At 43.7% G+C, this 15,901-nt stretch carries 14 protein-coding genes; 1 reads left to right on the forward strand and 13 read right to left on the reverse strand.

The window, feature by feature from the left end:
- Positions 1 to 62: 62 nt before the first annotated feature.
- The 13 genes from JZO70_RS13905 to JZO70_RS13965 all read right to left on the reverse strand — a co-directional run bounded on the left by JZO70_RS13905 (position 63) and on the right by JZO70_RS13965 (position 13,999).
- Entirely contained in the window at positions 63 to 2,306 is a 2,244-nt protein-coding gene (locus JZO70_RS13905; RefSeq protein WP_207674194.1) for an AAA family ATPase, read from the reverse strand.
- 17 nt (positions 2,307 to 2,323) lie between these two features.
- Entirely contained in the window at positions 2,324 to 2,803 is a 480-nt protein-coding gene (locus JZO70_RS13910; RefSeq protein WP_207674195.1) for a DUF6530 family protein, read from the reverse strand.
- Positions 2,804 to 2,920: 117 nt separating this feature from the next.
- Positions 2,921 to 3,769, reverse strand: a complete 849-nt coding sequence (locus JZO70_RS13915; RefSeq protein ID WP_207674196.1) for a DegV family protein — start codon at positions 3,767 to 3,769, stop codon at positions 2,921 to 2,923.
- Between the two features lie 80 nt (positions 3,770 to 3,849).
- Positions 3,850 to 5,022, reverse strand: a complete 1,173-nt coding sequence (locus JZO70_RS13920; protein WP_207674197.1) for an LCP family protein — start codon at positions 5,020 to 5,022, stop codon at positions 3,850 to 3,852.
- A gap of 100 nt (positions 5,023 to 5,122) precedes the next feature.
- Positions 5,123 to 5,962, reverse strand: a complete 840-nt coding sequence (gene pheA, locus JZO70_RS13925) for a prephenate dehydratase (protein WP_207674198.1) — start codon at positions 5,960 to 5,962, stop codon at positions 5,123 to 5,125.
- Positions 5,962 to 6,462 carry a shikimate kinase gene (locus JZO70_RS13930; protein ID WP_207674199.1) on the reverse strand — a complete coding sequence of 167 codons (501 nt, stop codon included), beginning with the start codon at positions 6,460 to 6,462 and terminating at the stop codon, positions 5,962 to 5,964. The genes pheA and JZO70_RS13930 overlap by 1 nt, the downstream gene beginning before the upstream one ends.
- 2 nt (positions 6,463 to 6,464) lie before the next feature.
- The gene (gene aroA / locus JZO70_RS13935) at positions 6,465 to 7,748 is read right to left on the reverse strand and encodes a 3-phosphoshikimate 1-carboxyvinyltransferase (RefSeq protein WP_207674200.1); all 1,284 of its coding nucleotides are present in this window, start codon (positions 7,746 to 7,748) and stop codon (positions 6,465 to 6,467) included.
- Between the two features lie 4 nt (positions 7,749 to 7,752).
- On the reverse strand, positions 7,753 to 8,832 hold the full coding sequence (locus JZO70_RS13940) for a prephenate dehydrogenase (RefSeq protein WP_207674201.1): 1,080 nt from the start codon (positions 8,830 to 8,832) through the stop codon (positions 7,753 to 7,755).
- A 14-nt stretch (positions 8,833 to 8,846) separates the two neighbouring features.
- On the reverse strand, positions 8,847 to 10,013 hold the full coding sequence (gene aroC, locus JZO70_RS13945) for a chorismate synthase (RefSeq protein WP_207674202.1): 1,167 nt from the start codon (positions 10,011 to 10,013) through the stop codon (positions 8,847 to 8,849).
- Positions 10,014 to 10,363: 350 nt separating this feature from the next.
- Positions 10,364 to 11,146: an ABC transporter ATP-binding protein gene (locus JZO70_RS13950; protein WP_207674203.1), complete on the reverse strand. Its 783-nt coding sequence runs from the start codon at positions 11,144 to 11,146 to the stop codon at positions 10,364 to 10,366.
- A 4-nt stretch (positions 11,147 to 11,150) separates the two neighbouring features.
- Entirely contained in the window at positions 11,151 to 12,029 is an 879-nt protein-coding gene (locus JZO70_RS13955; RefSeq protein ID WP_207674204.1) for an ABC transporter permease, read from the reverse strand.
- Positions 12,030 to 12,032: 3 nt separating this feature from the next.
- On the reverse strand, positions 12,033 to 13,049 hold the full coding sequence (gene trpX / locus JZO70_RS13960; RefSeq protein ID WP_207674205.1) for a tryptophan ABC transporter substrate-binding protein: 1,017 nt from the start codon (positions 13,047 to 13,049) through the stop codon (positions 12,033 to 12,035).
- A 374-nt stretch (positions 13,050 to 13,423) separates the two neighbouring features.
- Entirely contained in the window at positions 13,424 to 13,999 is a 576-nt protein-coding gene (locus JZO70_RS13965) for a hypothetical protein (RefSeq protein ID WP_207674206.1), read from the reverse strand.
- 169 nt (positions 14,000 to 14,168) lie between these two features.
- Here JZO70_RS13965 and JZO70_RS13970 point away from each other — a divergent pair, with 169 nt between their 5' ends.
- Positions 14,169 to 15,842: a phosphoenolpyruvate carboxykinase (ATP) gene (locus JZO70_RS13970; protein ID WP_207674207.1), complete on the forward strand. Its 1,674-nt coding sequence runs from the start codon at positions 14,169 to 14,171 to the stop codon at positions 15,840 to 15,842.
- Positions 15,843 to 15,901 lie beyond the last annotated feature (59 nt).

Raw genomic sequence — 15,901 nt, forward strand, 5'->3', positions numbered from 1 at the left:
ATCTGTTTGCGTAAAAAGACTTCCCAAACTTGCATTGGGAAGCCCGATACTGTCTTAAAATATTAGATAAATCGACTAATCAACTGCAATAGTTGTTGCGGCATAGTAGCCAGGTCGCTGATATCTACGAAACGATCCTCTCCGTAAATGTTCTTAATTGCTTCTTTATCTTCACCTATTGCACACGCGATAAATATAACACCTTTTCTCTCGTAGTCTGCTATTACCTGCTGAATATCCTCCTGCGCTTTTTTCGCAGTATAGTCTGGCAAAGCTTTGGGTTGACCATCGCTGATATTCAATAGAATTTTTGTATCGGCAGTTTCGGAACTTAACTTGTCGGCCAATACCCGCAAAGGTACCCCGTCCCGATTATTTTGCCGCGGCTTCATGGTAGTAATTTTAGCGGCCAAAAAGTCATATGGATCGTTGAACTCTTTATAGGAGTACAAAGAAGTTTTTTCTCGTTGGCTAACATCAGCGGAATCGCCATAAAGCATAAAAGGAATTTTGGTTTTCTCGGCAAATAATCCCAGGGCCAAAGCAGCTTGCTTGGCTTTTTCTATCCGATCATCCCGCACCATTGAACCTGATTCATCCACCCGGACTGCTAAAGCTAGAGAAGGCTGCTCACTCGGTGGATTCTTCTTGTCAAAGTTCCGCAGGTCGCCGTAAGCTACTCGTGAAGGATTGAAACGTGCACCGTAATACTTTCCACTGGAAAAATCGGCACTTTCTTCCTTCTCCAATAAATCATTGATGACCCGACTTAAGCTTTCAACCTCCGGCAACACTAGACTAGTTAACTTTTTGCCTTCCTCGACTGCTTTAGCCGTAATCTTAGGGCGATGAACAATCGTACCTTCCTTGGCATGAATGGTATCCTTCATTACAGCACGAGTCTCACGATTCAGTTCTTTGCGCTGCTGCTTATCCCATTCTGCCATCTCGTCCAAAGAAAGATTGGAGCCGATCTTTTCTTCATCGGACATTTTTGCACTGTCACTTTTTCCGTCAGAGGTGTTTCGTTGGGTTTCTTCGGTTTTCTCTACTTTAGAACTTTTCGGTTGAGACGACTCGCTTTTTTCTTCCTCAGCTTCAACTTCAGGTGCATCCTCAGATTCGGCTTCCACCGCTTCGACTTTTAACGTAGCATTTTCGGCCTCTTGAGTGATATTGCGCTGGTCAGCTTCTTCGGCACTAATTTTTCTACCTTTATTCTTTTGAATGATTGCTTTGCTTTCTACTTGTTGGAGGTCGACTAGGAGATTACTGTCATCTAACGCATTAATCAAAATCGATAGTTCATTTTCATCAGTCGTTAGCTTGTAGAGCACCTTAGGATACAAACTTTCCAAAGGATTTTGTCCTTGCTTCAAGCTGTTGACCCAAAAGAAATACGAACGCATCCCAGCTACCCCTTTAATGGCATTGGCTTTGGCCGTTTCATCTAGTAAACGAATGACTTTCGCCATAATTTCTAAGTAGCGTTCATCTGCAAAGCCCGTTTTTGCTTGAGCTCGTTCCATCATTACTTCAAGGGAAGGCAGGTCCATCTTCTCGGCATGCTGCACCCGGTCCCGCAAAGATTCGTTCAAGGGACGATTGCCTTGATAGTTGCGGTTGGTAGTAATCACTACAACACAGTCAGGATGACGGCGAATGATTCCGGTGGGGATGTTCAAAATCCCATTGTTTTCCAGCGCCGAATTCAACGCCACTAAAACAGAAGCATCGCGAATCACTGTAGGTTCTTGAATTTCCAGCAAATAGCCCTTTTCAATCGCCCTCACAATTTCAGAAGGGTAAAACTTATACTGAATCGGCCGATTGTCGGTGTCATTAGTAACTCGCTGAATCAGTTCTGCAAACCTTTCCCGCGCTTTTTCCTGGCTGATACTGTAATGACGCGCAATCAAATCCAGAACGCCTTCCAAACAGTCCGCCTGATAGATAGCTTCCAGCAGTTCGCCATCTTCTTCATCATCCGCGGATACTACCGGCAGTAAAGCGCCAAAGACATCGGTTTTATCCATGTCCGCAAAACAGGTTACTTTGGTATACGGCAGCTGCAGGTCGGCTGACAAGGCACGAGCCAGCTGAGTCTTCCCAGAACCAGCATCGCCTTCCAGCAACACGTTCATGATTTTCATCTCGGGATCATCCCAGTTCAGCTTGATCTCGGAGGCAATCCGCAGCTCTTCGACACTGGTTTGATGACTGGCTGGTTTTCGCCAAATCATCTGCTGCTCAACTTTCGAAAAATGACGGCCCTCGGTAACCGAATAGTTTGTTGTTTCCGTCATGCTATGTCACATCCTTCTTAATAACCTAAATCTGTTAACAGGCGTTTCAACGTGCGGTAGCGTTCCGCCAGCAAATCACCATTTTTATTCATGGTATCATTAAATAGAATAATATCTTCATCAATCATCGGATTTTCCGTATCAACTTCTACCGTCATACGACCGCCCTGCAGTCCGATAATATCCACCGTCGGATTTTCTGGATCGTAAAATTTTTCATAGCGATAGGCATCCTGCAAATACAAGCTGGACTGTGCCACTAAAATCGCCAAGTCTAATATCCGGTTAATTGGTAATTCTTCCGATTGGCGGGACCATTTCTCACCAGTATGACGCCAAACTTTTCCGGAAATATCGACTTTTCCTCGGTCGTTCCATTGGGCTAGTCCGAGAGTTAAGCCTTTCGCATCACTGTCCCAGGCGTTGTAGCCGTCGATGCGATCGTAGTTTTCTACTAGGAAGACGGGTTTATGCTTTAAATTTGTTGGAATTTTCATGATTTCTTGCCCCTTTACTAAATTAGTAAATTACTAAACAACTAAAGCATAGCGAACCCTCAGCAATTTTACAAACAAAAAAGACCGCTAAGAACAAAATTCTTAGCGGTTTAATCGTTAAATACCTGATACACCCAACGCGATTGCTTTGTCGCCTAGGTGCGTCCCAATAACTGGGCCGAAGCTGCCGATTTCAATCACGGCTTCCGGATACAGCTGGCGCAATTTTTCATATTCTGTTTGAGCTAATTCTAAGTTATTGGCATGAATCACATACAAGCGTAATTCGTCACTTGAATCCTGGCGATGCTGACCGATAATTTCTTCGGTCCGCTGCAAGGCTTTTTTCAACGAACGAATTTTTTCATACAGCACAATTTTTCCATCAGTAAAGGTTAAAATCGGTTTGATTTTCAATAGGCCGCCAATAATAGCAGCGCCGTTGGTCAAACGTCCACCACGGACCAGGTTGTTCAAATCATCCACGATGATATAGGCATTGGTAGTGTCACGAATGCGATCCACCCCAGCGATGATCTCTGGCAACTCTTTACCAGCATCGGTTAATTCCAACGCTTTTTCTACCATATAACCCATTGGCAAGCTGGTGATAGTAGAATCATAAGGAATAATAGTTAGCCCGTCGATTTCCTCCTTGATGGTATGAAGGGTACGGACAAAACCGGAAATGCCTTCTGATAGATGGATACTTAAAATGGTATCATAGCCTTTTGCTTGAATCTCTTGATACATGGTAATCACTTCGCCTAAAACCGGTTGTGAAGTAGTTGGAAATTCTTGGCTTTGATTCAATAAACGATAAAATTCATCTTCATGAATGTCTACCCCTTCTTCAAAGGGCTGGCCGTCAATTACAACTGGGATAGGGATAATAAATAAATCTTTATGGTCCTTAATGCGTTCATTTAGATAGGCTGAGCTATCTGTCACGATCGCTAGTTTCATGATGAATTCCTCGTTTCACTTGAAAATTTGCAGTAAATAAAATATAGCATACTCTACAGGTCATTGGAATCGAAAATCGGTTATTTCGCTAAAAATGATTGAACAGCCTGCGCATTTGAAGCAAAATCGACGAATAGAACACTGCCGGCATCGTAGGTATCGCCATAGGACCATGAACCATCCACAGGTAACGTCAACCGGTCTACACCCATCGCTGTCTTAGCAAAATTAAAGGTATTGGCTACTAGGAAACCTGTGCCCATATCTGTGGATAAATAGCCGAAGATTTTTCCAGCCGCATACGGTCCCCGTAATAGAACCAACGGATTCTTCAATTGGCCAAAGACGGTTTGAATCACCTGCTGCTGTCTTCTTACCCGACCAAAGTCGCCTTCTTCATCCATCCGGAAACGAGCATAGTTCAGCAAGGTATGACCATTCATTCTTTGCATCCCTTGAGAAATTGGTTCATCGATATAAGAACTCATATCCTTTTCAGCTTCAATCGGCACTCCCCGTGGAAACAGGGCATCTACCCCTTTTTCAAAGGATTGGAAATCCACCATCGCATAGTAACGACAATCCACACCGAAGTTTTCCTTGATGGTCTGCCTTACTAAATCGGCACCGCCATAAGCGTAGGCCGCGTTTAATTTATTGTCCCCGACACCAGGAATAGTTACATACATATCCCGCATAAAGGAAACCAGCTTGGTTTTTCCGCTGCCGTCCACCTGCAAAATCATCATGGAGTCGGCTCGTCCCGTTTCATTGTCCCGGGTATCGCTCCCTAAGAGCAAAATGTTTTTAGTTCCGTCTGCGGAATCTACCCCGTTAAATTCCTGGGTTTCCATACCGGGAATTGACGAATCCGTCCGAGCCATTACATTGCCGATACCAAAGGTTACAACTGAAAAAATCAGCAATCCCACTAGTACCTTCAGAATAATTCGGCCAATGCTGCGCTTTTTCTTCGGCTTTTTGCCAGTTGGATAAACTTCCGGCCGTTTGGCTTTCCGTTTCCAGCGGGGAATTTTTATCGCCGGCATTTTCAATTTAGGTTTTGATTTTTTTGGTTCGCTTGAATAATTTGTCTCAGGTTCTTCGTACGTATCGTGAGTAAATACCGGCTCTTCAGTAGGCTGTTCTTTTTCCCGTTTAGGCTTTTTGACCTCCCGTCGAACCAGTGAAGCTTTACGCTCAGATTTTTTGCTTTCTTCATGGATTTTTTTATAACGATCCACTCGACTCATTGGTCCACCTCTTTACTTGGATGTTGATAGTATAAAAATAGCAAACAAATGCTTTACGTCTTATTATACTCACAAAAAATAAGAAAACCTTAACGTAATGCTAAGGTTTTCGATAGGTTGGATAATTTCCAATTAAGTTAAAAGGAAAGGCTTGTTTTTCAAGTCGTTCCAAGGCTGTCTGCAGCACGGCTTTGTCAGAAGGCACCTCGATATCCATGATAAAGAAATACTCTCCCAGCTTCGTTTTTTGCGGACGGGACTCGATTTTGGATAAATTGAGATCCGCTTTGCTGAAGATGCCTAGCATATGGTACAAGGCTCCTGGTCGATCCATTGGCAGTTCTATCAGTAACGTCGCCTTTTGTTCCACAAAAATCAAATTTGTCGCAATCGGCTCATCTCCCAATAGCCAAAAACGGGTTTCGTTATTGGCTACTGTTTGGATGCCTTCTTTTACAATCACTAAATCATATTCATCGGCCGCCATTTTCGAGCCGATTGCCGCGTAAATTTCTTCCGGATGATCAGCCACTTTTTTCGCCCCCAAGGTAGTAGAGGCCATTGGCTCCACCTCCGCTTGAGGCAGATTTTTGTGAATGAACACTTGAGACTGAGCTAGTGCCTGCGGGTGGCTGCTAATCAGCGTCGCTTCCTGCCAACGATCTTGATTGTTTTTATGAACCATCAGCTGCTGAGCAATTGGTAAAATCAGTTCTCCTTGAATCGTAGGCAAGGTTTTATAAATCCCGTCGATGGTGGGTAAAACGGACCCTTCAATCGTATTTTCAACCGGCACCATCGCGTAATCAATTTGCTTGTTCATGCGGGCATCGATTAATTGCATCAACGAATCATAGCTGATCAAGTTGCCGCTGGAAAAATAACTGCTGGCAGCCGAATGAGTGAAGGACCCCTTAGGACCCAAATAACCAATATCCATCACACGCCAACCTTTTCTCTAATTTCTGCCACAATGTCTTCCGGTGTACGGTGAGAAGTATCTACCGTTACCTTAGCTAATTTTTCATAAAAATTTTCCCGTGAGAAAAACAGATGCTTAATTTCGCCGTCATTTTTGTTGGCCGCGTTTGGTCGGATGTTTTCTTTGTCCTGACGAATCCGTTCCACTAAAACATCGGGATCAGTCTTCAAATAAACCACCGTTTTATCGGCTAAGATTTCTTGGTTTTCCTTTTGCATAATCACGCCGCCGCCCGTAGCGATAACTGACGCTTGTTGGACTGCTTCTTTCAACAGATTGGTCTCGTGGACTCTGAATGAAGGCTCCCCATGCTCTTCAAAATACACGTTAATCGGTCCAATGCGATCAACCAATACATCATCCATGTCTACCCGCTGATAATCTAATGCCTTTGCTAATTCTCTACTAATCGTTGTCTTGCCTGCTCCCATAAACCCAATCAACACAATTGCTTCCATTACTATACTCGCTCCTTTGCTAATTTATCCAAATCATTGAAAAATTCGGGATAAGAAATATTAATTGCTTCTGGATTGTTCAATTCCACCGCTTCTTCCGTTAATAGGGCAGCGATTTGCAGCATCATCCCAATTCGGTGATCTCCATGGCTGTCTACTGCTGCACCATGTAATGGTGTTGGTCCGTGAATAATCATGCCATCTTCGGTTGGTTCAATGTTAGCGCCCATTTTATTCAGCTCGTCGGCTGTGGCGTCGATCCGGTTGGTTTCCTTCACCTTTAACTCCTGAGCATCCTTGATAACCGTCGTTCCTTCCGCCTGTGTGGCTGCTAAAGCTAAAATCGGCAGCTCATCAATCAGACGGGGAATGATCTCACCGCTGATTTCGGTAGCTTTTAAGGAACTGCTTTCCACCAATAAATCGGCTGCTTCGTTTTGTGTGTCTTCATTGCTCTGAGTGATTTTAGCACCCATGTTCGCCAAGACATCTAAAATACCGGTTCGCGTTGGGTTGATCCCAACTTTTTTCAAATTCAAGGAACTGCCAGGAACTAACAAAGCCGCAACTAAGAAGAACGCTGCTGAAGAGATGTCCCCAGGTACATGCACTTCTTGTCCTACCAACTGCTGCTTGCCAGGAAGTTTAATTTCCTTGTCGTTCACCTCAATCGTTCCGCCAAATTGACGAATCATTTGTTCGGTATGGTTGCGAGAACACGCTTGTTCGATCACCGTCGTTTCACCTTCTGCCTGCAATGCAGCAAACAGAATCGCTGATTTCACCTGAGCACTGGCAATCGGCATGTTGTATTCGATCGCCTGCAGCTCAGCGCCTTGAATCGCGATCGGCGGGTACTGAGTGCCTTCGTTTCCGGCTAGATCGCCACCCATTTGACGAAGCGGCCCCATCACTCGCTCCATCGGACGTTTGTTCAAAGAGGCATCTCCTTGAATGGTAGAGGTAAACGGTCGTCCAGCTAAAATTCCCATAACCAATCGCATGGTAGTACCGGAATTGCCGGCATCCAACACTTCACTTGGTGCTTGCAGTCCTTCAAAGCCTTTTCCATGGACTATAAATACGTCCTCTTTTTCTTCAATTGCTACCCCCAGTTTTTTAAAAACAGCCACGGAACTCAAACAGTCCTCTGCCTTTAAAAAATTATGGATCGTGGTGGTTCCTTGACTAATCGCCCCAAACATCACACTGCGATGAGAAATCGATTTATCTGCTGGAACCACTAATTCACCTGTTAAACCTTGTGCCTTATTCATTAAACGCATGCTGTTAACTCCTTATCCGACAATGAAATTTTTCCGACTCCACCAGTGCTTTACCTGCTAGCAAATCGGCTTTATTTTTAAAGGATAGCTCCAAAACACCGAAAATATCTTCCCGGGTTTCTTGAATTTTCAAATTGATAATCGAAATATGATTCTGACTTAATACGGTAGTTACTTGTGCCACCGCCCCGGCGATATCCGGAATATCTACCAGCAAATCGTAGAAGGCTGGAATCGCGCCTTGGTCCTTTGCCGGCAGTTGGTCCCGCGTCAGTTTCGCTCGAGAGAAAAACTGGTGAATCGCGCCTCGATCGTTTTGTTCCAGCTGATGCTTGATTTCGGTCATTTCCGCTTGCCATTTGTCCATCAGATCCAACAAAATCTCCCGATTCGTCAGTAACACATCGGTCCACATCCGAGGATCAGAAGAAGCAATCCGAGTAATGTCTCGGAAACCACCGGCGGCCAGCTGTTTCGCTCGCGGATAGGTTTGGGCCAGCTGATCGCTCATCTGAACCAATCCCGAAGCTACAATATGGGGCAGGTGACTTAACACCCCCACCATCTCATCGTGACTGCTTGGATCAAGCACCACAAACTTGGCTCTTGTTGGCGTCAAAAGTTCGATTAGCTGATCCACTGCGGCCTGCTGCTCACCAGAAGGCGTTAATATATAGTAGGCTTTCTCAAAAAGATTCGGATTGGCCGCTTTAACTCCTGATTTATGAGAACCAGACATGGGATGCCCACCAACAAAAGTGAAGGGCAGTGTGTCCGCCAACTGAACCACCGCTGACTTAGTGCTGCCTACATCAGTGACCAGCACATTCTCCTTTAATGGAAGCTTCGCCAATTCCTGCAAGTATTCCAGCGACACACCGACGGGCACCGCCAGAATGATGATATCCATCTCCACCGCTGAATCAAGCCCCGCGACAACCTCATCGACAATCCCGGTTTCTAAAGCAATCTGACAGCTTTCTTCTTTAAAATCCCAGCCGTATAGTTTAATGTCCGGCTGCTTAATCGCACGACACAAGGAAGCACCGATTAAGCCTAACCCCACCACAAAAATATTTTTCATTTAGTATGACCTTCCTAAAATTCCAAATGCTGCTGGCGGGTGTCATTGACACTCTTCAACAAATCAGCTAGATTATCCGCCTGGAACTGCTCTAAAATTTCTGTCGCAATTACTGTTGCCACGACGTTTTCAGCTACAATCGCGGCTGCTGGAACAGCGGTACTGTCTGAACGTTCCACGCTGGCTTTGTAAGGCTCTTTGGTATCAATGTCGACACTCATTAATGGCTTGTACAAAGTCGGGATCGGCTTCATGACACCCCGCACAATAATTTGTTCACCGTTAGTCATGCCGCCTTCAAAGCCGCCTAGGTGATTGCTGGTGCGGCTGTAGCCTTCTGCCTGCTCCCAAACAATCTCATCCATCACTTCAGAGCCTGGCCGGTTAGCTGCTTCAAAACCGATACCGAACTCAACACCTTTAAAGGCATTGATGCTGACAATTGCTTGAGCGATCTTGCCGTCCAGTTTGCGGTCCCATTGAACGTAGCTGCCTAATCCGGCTGGTACATTTTCTAAACGAACCTCAACCACACCACCGATGGTATTTCCGGCTTTTTTGGTTTCGTCGATTTCGGTTTTCACTGCTTCTTCAATCGAAGGGTCAATCATGTTTACTTCAGATACAGCTGCGGCTGCTTGAATTTCTTTTACGCTGATCACTTCGGGAACGTCAGCTGTGATGCCGCCAAGGTTGACTACATGGCTGGCGATTTCAATATCTAAAGCTTGTAAAATTTGTTTTGCTAAAGCACCGACAGCCACCCGCATAGTTGTTTCCCGTGCAGAGGAGCGCTCTAAAATGTTGCGTAAATCCCGGTGCTGATATTTCATTCCACCTACTAGATCGGCGTGTCCGGGTCTAGGCTTGGTGACTTTTCTTAATTGGGTATCTTTTTCGGCAACTTCTTCCACTGACATGACGGTTTGCCAGTTTTTCCAATCGCGATTTTCTACAATCATCGTAATCGGCGAGCCTAAGGTTTTTCCATGACGGATCCCGGAAGTAATTTGGACCTGATCCTTTTCGATCTTCATGCGGCCGCCGCGGCCATAACCGCCTTGGCGTTTTGCCAGCTCCTGGTTAATTCCCTCGACTGAAACGGCAATACCGGCTGGTACTCCTTCAATAATAGCTGTTAGCTGTGGTCCGTGTGATTCTCCTGCTGTCAAATAACGCATCCTTCATTCCTCTTTCTAACCTGATTTCTTTCAACAAAAAAGACCCGTTGTAGGATATACATCTACAATGGGTCTACTAAAAGAAAAAAGCCATTATAGATGAATCATCTACATGGCTTTAAAGTCAATTTAAAGTTCTTCAGCCATCATAGATACAAACTTGCGTCGTCTGCACCCATGAACACATGAATACAAACCTATCTAAAATAGCTAAAGTAAAAAGTATTCAGTTGTGGATGTCTAGTTTTTGTCATGATCATCGCTCCAAACTGATTGGTGATTGAAATAAGTATAAAATTGTTTAATTTACTTGTCAATCCTTTTTTACACTTTCCGCTTTTTAGACCGTTTTACAAGCCTTCGTCGTCAACATCCTCTTCTTCAAAGAACAAGAAAAGATCGGTTAGAGAAAGCTGGGCTTTTTCTTCACCCTTTAAGTCTTTGACGATTTGTCCCTTTTGCATCACAATTAATCGGTTGCCGTAGTTTAAGGCGTCCTCCATTTTGTGAGTCACCATCAAACAGGTCAGCTGTTCTTCCTTGATCTTCTGATCAGTGACCTTCATTAATTGTTTTGCCGTTTTCGGGTCTAAAGCAGCAGTATGTTCATCTAGTAATAATAAGTCCGGTTTGGTTAAAGTAGCCATTAGCAGACTTAACGCCTGGCGCTGACCACCGGATAAGAAACCAGTCGGTGTATCCAAGTGATTTTCCAAGCCATTACCTACCTGGCTGCACAACTGAAAGTAGGCTTCCTTTTTCTGAGCCAGTTGACGTGAACGCAATGCCCGTTTTTGACCACGTTTTTCCGCCAAGCCCAGATTTTCGGCCACCGTCAAACGTGGTGCCGTGCCCATTTTTGGATCCTGGAACACGCGAGCGATGTAACTAGCGCGTTTTTCTTCTGATAACTTAGTGACATCGTTGCCCATTACTGAAACAGTGCCGCTGTCTAGCTGCATCGTGCCGGAAATACTATTGAACAAGGTACTTTTCCCGGCGCCGTTTCCACCTAGTACAGTAACAAATTCACCTGGCTGGATGGTTAAATCAACAGAGCGAAGAATTTGGCGTTTATCGCTGATACCGTTACGAATGGTTTTAGATGCTTGTTTAATTTGTAAGGCTTCCATCTTCTTACTCCTTTTCCAATCCAGTTTTTAAATTCAAGGCTTCTCTTAAACGCGGAATCATTAAGCAAATAGCTAGAATGATTGATGAGAAGATTTTCAAGTAAGTCGTATCGAGACCTAGCTTGATAATTAACAAAATCAGCAGCTGATAAATGACACTGCCCAGCACAACGGCAATTAAGCGTTCGCCGAAAGATAATTCTCCATACAATACTTCCCCAATGATGATCGAAGCCAAACCGATGACGATCACGCCGATCCCTTTTCCAATGTCGGCATAGCCGTCGTTTTGAGCGATTAAAGCACCCGACAACGCAATGACACCATTGGATAAAGTCAAACCGATCACCTTCATACGGTCAGTGTTAATGCCGATAGAACGAGCCATGTTTTCATTATCACCTGTGGCAATGTAGGCTTGTCCGAAATCAGTGAAAAAGAAGAACAATAATAATGCAATGATTAAGCTGACTGCAATTAACCCTAGAATTACAATATCAAAGTGATTCGGTAAATTTAATCCGGTAAGAAAATCCTGAATCTTTGGTTTGCCCAGCAGTGACAAATTTGGTGTCTGCATAATGAACAGCATCACGGAGTTCAAACCTGACATGACTAGAATTCCGGCTAAAATTACCGGAATCTTGCCTTTCGTGTAAAGCATACCGGTAATAAATCCGGCACACATACCAGCGACAATTCCTAACAAGGTCGCTAGTATCGGATGTACGCCTTGGGTGATGGCAGTCACGCAGACTGCCCCACCTAAAGGAAAGGACCCTTCCGTTGTCATATCCGGGAAGTTTAAAATTCGATAGGTCATGAAAATCCCTAGACCTAAAATTGCCCATAAAAATCCTTGTCCAATTGCTGAAATGACCATTTTTTATTCTCCTTCAACCATTGTTGCTTCTTTTTTAATATCTTCTGGAATTGTGATGCCTAGTTCGGCAGCTTTCTTTTCATTGATAATCATTTCGCCGTAGTCGATAACATTGACTGGTGTATTGCCTGCATCCGTGTTGCCTCTTAATACATCCGCAGCCATTTTTCCTGTTTCCACACCTAAATCGAATTGATTTTGTCCGATTGTTGCAATACCGCCTTCAGTTACCATGTTGTCTACTGATACGAAGACTGGTGTTTTCGTTTTATCTGATTCATTAATAACCGTTTGGAACGCATTAGCAATAATGTTGTCCTGTGGTACATAGATAAAGTCATTTTCTTCTGCCGCTGATTGCGCTAGCTGGGCAATTTCATTACTTGAAGATACGGCATAACGAGTAGCTTCGTAGCCTTGTTCTTGCGCCATTTTTTCAGCATTGTCAATTTGTGCTTGTGAGTTTTCTTCTGATGATGAGTACAACAAGGCGATTTTCTTCGCTTCTGGGAATAACGCTTTGATCAAGTCAAATTGTTGAGCAACGGGTGCCAAGTTGTTTACGCCGGTTACGTTGCCGCCAGGTTTTTCTAAACTTTCAACAAGGTCAGCGCCGACAGGGTCACTGATTGCACCCATGATAACGGGAATTTCTGACGTTCCGTTGGCTAAGGCTTTAGCAGCTGGTGTAGCAACACCGACTAAAACGTCTGAATCTTTGTTTAATAATTGCTGCGTCATGGTGTTCAGCTTGCTTTGGTCTCCTTGACCGTTTAAGAATTCAATGTTGATGTTTTCGCCTTCAACAAAACCTTCTTGCTTCAAGCCTTCGATGACGCCATCAGAGATTTGATCCAATGATGGATGGCTGATAAATTGTAAAATCCCTACGGTTTGCATTTCGTCGGTGCCTTCATCTGTTTCGGCTGTGTTTTGTCTTGAACCCATTTGATAAGCAAATACTCCAATTAATACGACTGCCAATGCAATAATAGATCCGATAATCCCTTTGTTTTTCATGATAATTCCCCCAAGTTTTTTAGTATGTGTATGATTGCGTTTGATTGCATGTGAATATAATACGAAAAAAGGCAACTACCCCGAAATTCACGGTAGTTGCCCCAAAATAGACAAAAACCGCATAGATCTGCTCTATGCGGGAAACGACACAAAAAGTACCAGCGCATAGATACACAATTTAGAGATAGTCTAAACGTTGTATCTATGAAGTGAATTCATAAACACAACTTATCTACGCCAGTTTTGCCAGCTATTCAATTGAACGGATAAGTTTGTTTTCAACATGAATGTCACTCCTTCTTTGATATTGACAATAGTCTACCGAAAAATCGGATAGCTGTCAACGGTATTTATTAAAAAAAGATGAACTTATTTTAGTTATTCTCATTTTTGGCTTTTAAACGCCACATTGGCAAGCGGTTCAGCTCAGGAATGAATTCCGTATTTAAGTCGGACAGCTCTTCTACTACAAAACGATTCTTTTCCTGCCCTTTTTGGAAGAAAACAAACGTTACCTTGGTTGGATCGATATTGTACTCTTCAGCAATCCGGCTGCTGTTATAAACCAGCGGATAATAATAAAAGGTCCGGTTCAGCTCTTCTTCCTGCTTCGGTGTATCTAAAATATTTAATACATTTTCAAAGGAGCCGCCATGGGGCTGGGCAAACATCACTGAAATTGCCGGGCTGTCCTTAATCGTTTGATCACTTTCGCCGTATACAAAAGGAATAATATGGTCGGACTGGATTGTTTGGTTCACCAGGGTATCCAGCTCATCCTGGCGCACACTCTTTTGAGCATAACCAACTGTTACCGAAAAGAGAATCGAAAAAATGAGCAGACTCGCTGCAATCATCAATGATTTCTTTTCATTTTCAGATACGGCTTCGATAAACAGCTGCCACCCAGCAGTCAATCTGTTTTTAACCGTCACCAAAAAATTCTTCATCTTCTTACCTCCTGCGTTCTATTATATAGCTTCCCACAAGCCTTGACTAGTTTTATATCAATGAAAGAAATTGGCAGTCCATTAATGTTTTTTTAAGATTTGTACCGAAAAGTTTTTAATGCTATTATAATATTGTAGAATTTATAGATTTTATAGAGGAGGACGCCACATGAGCAGCATTCAGTTTTTTAAACAGACCGAGATTACCGACAAGAACCCTATTTTTTCAGTCACCCGTACAATTATTGAAACCGCTTTTTATGGAAACAATGTCACGCAAGTTTCATCCTTATCTGAGGCGTATCATTTAGCAAAAAAAGCCCCAGATGTGATTGTCACTGATTTACCTGTTAGACACACCGAAGAACTAGGATTACCTAGCGACACGAAAGTGCTGGTTTCCAGCGATGGAGAGATCGTTGGTCGGACAGCCGCAGCGCGGCGCGTGATTGGCCACGCAGGAATCGACGAAGCTTACCACGATAAATTATTGCGGGAAGCTGTTTTCCAAGTAGGTACAAAAGAGTGTTACAGCGGAGATGTGTATGTTGGCTTAGACAAAGAGTTTACCATGCAAGCCCACATCCTGTTGCCGAAAGAATACGCCGCGAATTTATATACTTATTTACTAAATTTCCAAATTGTCCAAGAAGCCTTAGGTTTTTATGCTAATTCTGATCCGATTCCAGAAGGAGATATCTTTGTGTTGGCCGATCCAGACTGGTCACATCCTGATTTCCCACATGGGTTGGTTTTAGTGGACTCTGAGCATAATTGTGCCGCGGTCTTAGGACTACGCTATTTTGGTGAATTGAAAAAAGCAACCTTGACCTTAGCTTGGGCTGCTGCACATCGCAACGGATTTATCGCTTGCCACGGTGGAATGAAGCAATACGCTACTTCAACAGGCAACTACACGATGGCTGCTTTTGGTTTGTCCGGGTCTGGTAAATCAACGATTACCTTGGCAAAACACGATGGCAAATATGCGATCAAGGTACTGCATGATGATGCCTTTGTAATCTCTAAGGAAAAATGCTCCACTACTGCCTTGGAACCATCTTACTTTGATAAAACACAAGATTATCCTAGCAGCAGCGAAGAATTAAGTCATGTTGTTACTGCGCAAAATGTCGGGGTAACTTTAAACGAAAATGGCGAAAAAGTTTTAGTAACCGAAGATATCCGTAATGGTAACGGACGCAGTATCAAGAGCCGATATGCCACTGAGAATCGAGTGGACCATCTGTCCGAAAACGTCGACGGTATTTTCTGGATTATGAAGGATGACAGTCTACCACCTGTTGTCAAAATAAATGATCCTTGCTTAGCTGCAATTTTTGGGGTAACTTTAGCAACCAAACGTTCTACCGCTGAAAATATCGTTAAGGCGAAGGCCAATGTCGATCAGCTGGTAATTGAACCATTTGCCAATCCTTTCCGCAGCTATCCATTAGGAGAAGACTATCAAGACTTCCTGGAGCTGTTCCAAAAAGGGCAAACGGATTGCTATATCTTGAATACCGGGGTCTATGAAGACAACGACGTAACACCGAAGCATACCTTATCTTCAATTGAAAAAATTGTAGAAGGTACAGCTGAGTTCAAGACCTTTGGACCGTTAAAAGACTTGTCTTACTTGCCGATTGAAGGGCATGAACCGCCGTTCGAAAGTGCCGAGTATATTGAGAAGTTGATTGGCCGGATTGAAACTCGTCTATCCTTCATTCAAAAACGTAAAACAATCAACGAAGGCTACGATCGTCTGCCAAATGAGGCAGAAAAACAGTTGCTGCAGCTTTTAGAAGAGCTGGCAGCCTATAAAGATTCTCTAACGAACTAAGCCAAAGCGGCTTTGCCAGTGACAACTATTGGTCACTGGCGTTTTTTTCGTTATAATAG

The sequence above is a fragment of the Candidatus Enterococcus moelleringii genome, from assembly GCF_017377575.1.
Classification (GTDB): domain Bacteria; phylum Bacillota; class Bacilli; order Lactobacillales; family Enterococcaceae; genus Enterococcus_A; species Enterococcus_A moelleringii.

Bases quoted from the DNA above. Each gene is read 5' to 3' on its own strand.
- JZO70_RS13915 (WP_207674196.1), bottom strand. From the start codon at position 3,769: ATGAAACTAGCGATCGTGACAGATAGCTCAGCCTATCTAAATGAACGC.
- JZO70_RS13920 (WP_207674197.1), bottom strand. From the start codon at position 5,022: ATGAGTCGAGTGGATCGTTATAAAAAAATCCATGAAGAAAGCAAAAAA.
- pheA (WP_207674198.1), bottom strand. From the start codon at position 5,962: ATGGATATTGGTTATTTGGGTCCTAAGGGGTCCTTCACTCATTCGGCT.
- JZO70_RS13955 (WP_207674204.1), bottom strand. From the start codon at position 12,029: ATGGTCATTTCAGCAATTGGACAAGGATTTTTATGGGCAATTTTAGGT.
- JZO70_RS13930 (WP_207674199.1), bottom strand. From the start codon at position 6,462: ATGGAAGCAATTGTGTTGATTGGGTTTATGGGAGCAGGCAAGACAACG.
- JZO70_RS13970 (WP_207674207.1), top strand. From the start codon at position 14,169: ATGAGCAGCATTCAGTTTTTTAAACAGACCGAGATTACCGACAAGAAC.
- JZO70_RS13965 (WP_207674206.1), bottom strand. From the start codon at position 13,999: ATGAAGAATTTTTTGGTGACGGTTAAAAACAGATTGACTGCTGGGTGG.
- JZO70_RS13910 (WP_207674195.1), bottom strand. From the start codon at position 2,803: ATGAAAATTCCAACAAATTTAAAGCATAAACCCGTCTTCCTAGTAGAA.
- trpX (WP_207674205.1), bottom strand. From the start codon at position 13,049: ATGAAAAACAAAGGGATTATCGGATCTATTATTGCATTGGCAGTCGTA.
- JZO70_RS13905 (WP_207674194.1), bottom strand. From the start codon at position 2,306: ATGACGGAAACAACAAACTATTCGGTTACCGAGGGCCGTCATTTTTCG.
- aroC (WP_207674202.1), bottom strand. From the start codon at position 10,013: ATGCGTTATTTGACAGCAGGAGAATCACACGGACCACAGCTAACAGCT.
- JZO70_RS13940 (WP_207674201.1), bottom strand. From the start codon at position 8,832: ATGAAAAATATTTTTGTGGTGGGGTTAGGCTTAATCGGTGCTTCCTTG.
- aroA (WP_207674200.1), bottom strand. From the start codon at position 7,748: ATGCGTTTAATGAATAAGGCACAAGGTTTAACAGGTGAATTAGTGGTT.
- JZO70_RS13950 (WP_207674203.1), bottom strand. From the start codon at position 11,146: ATGGAAGCCTTACAAATTAAACAAGCATCTAAAACCATTCGTAACGGT.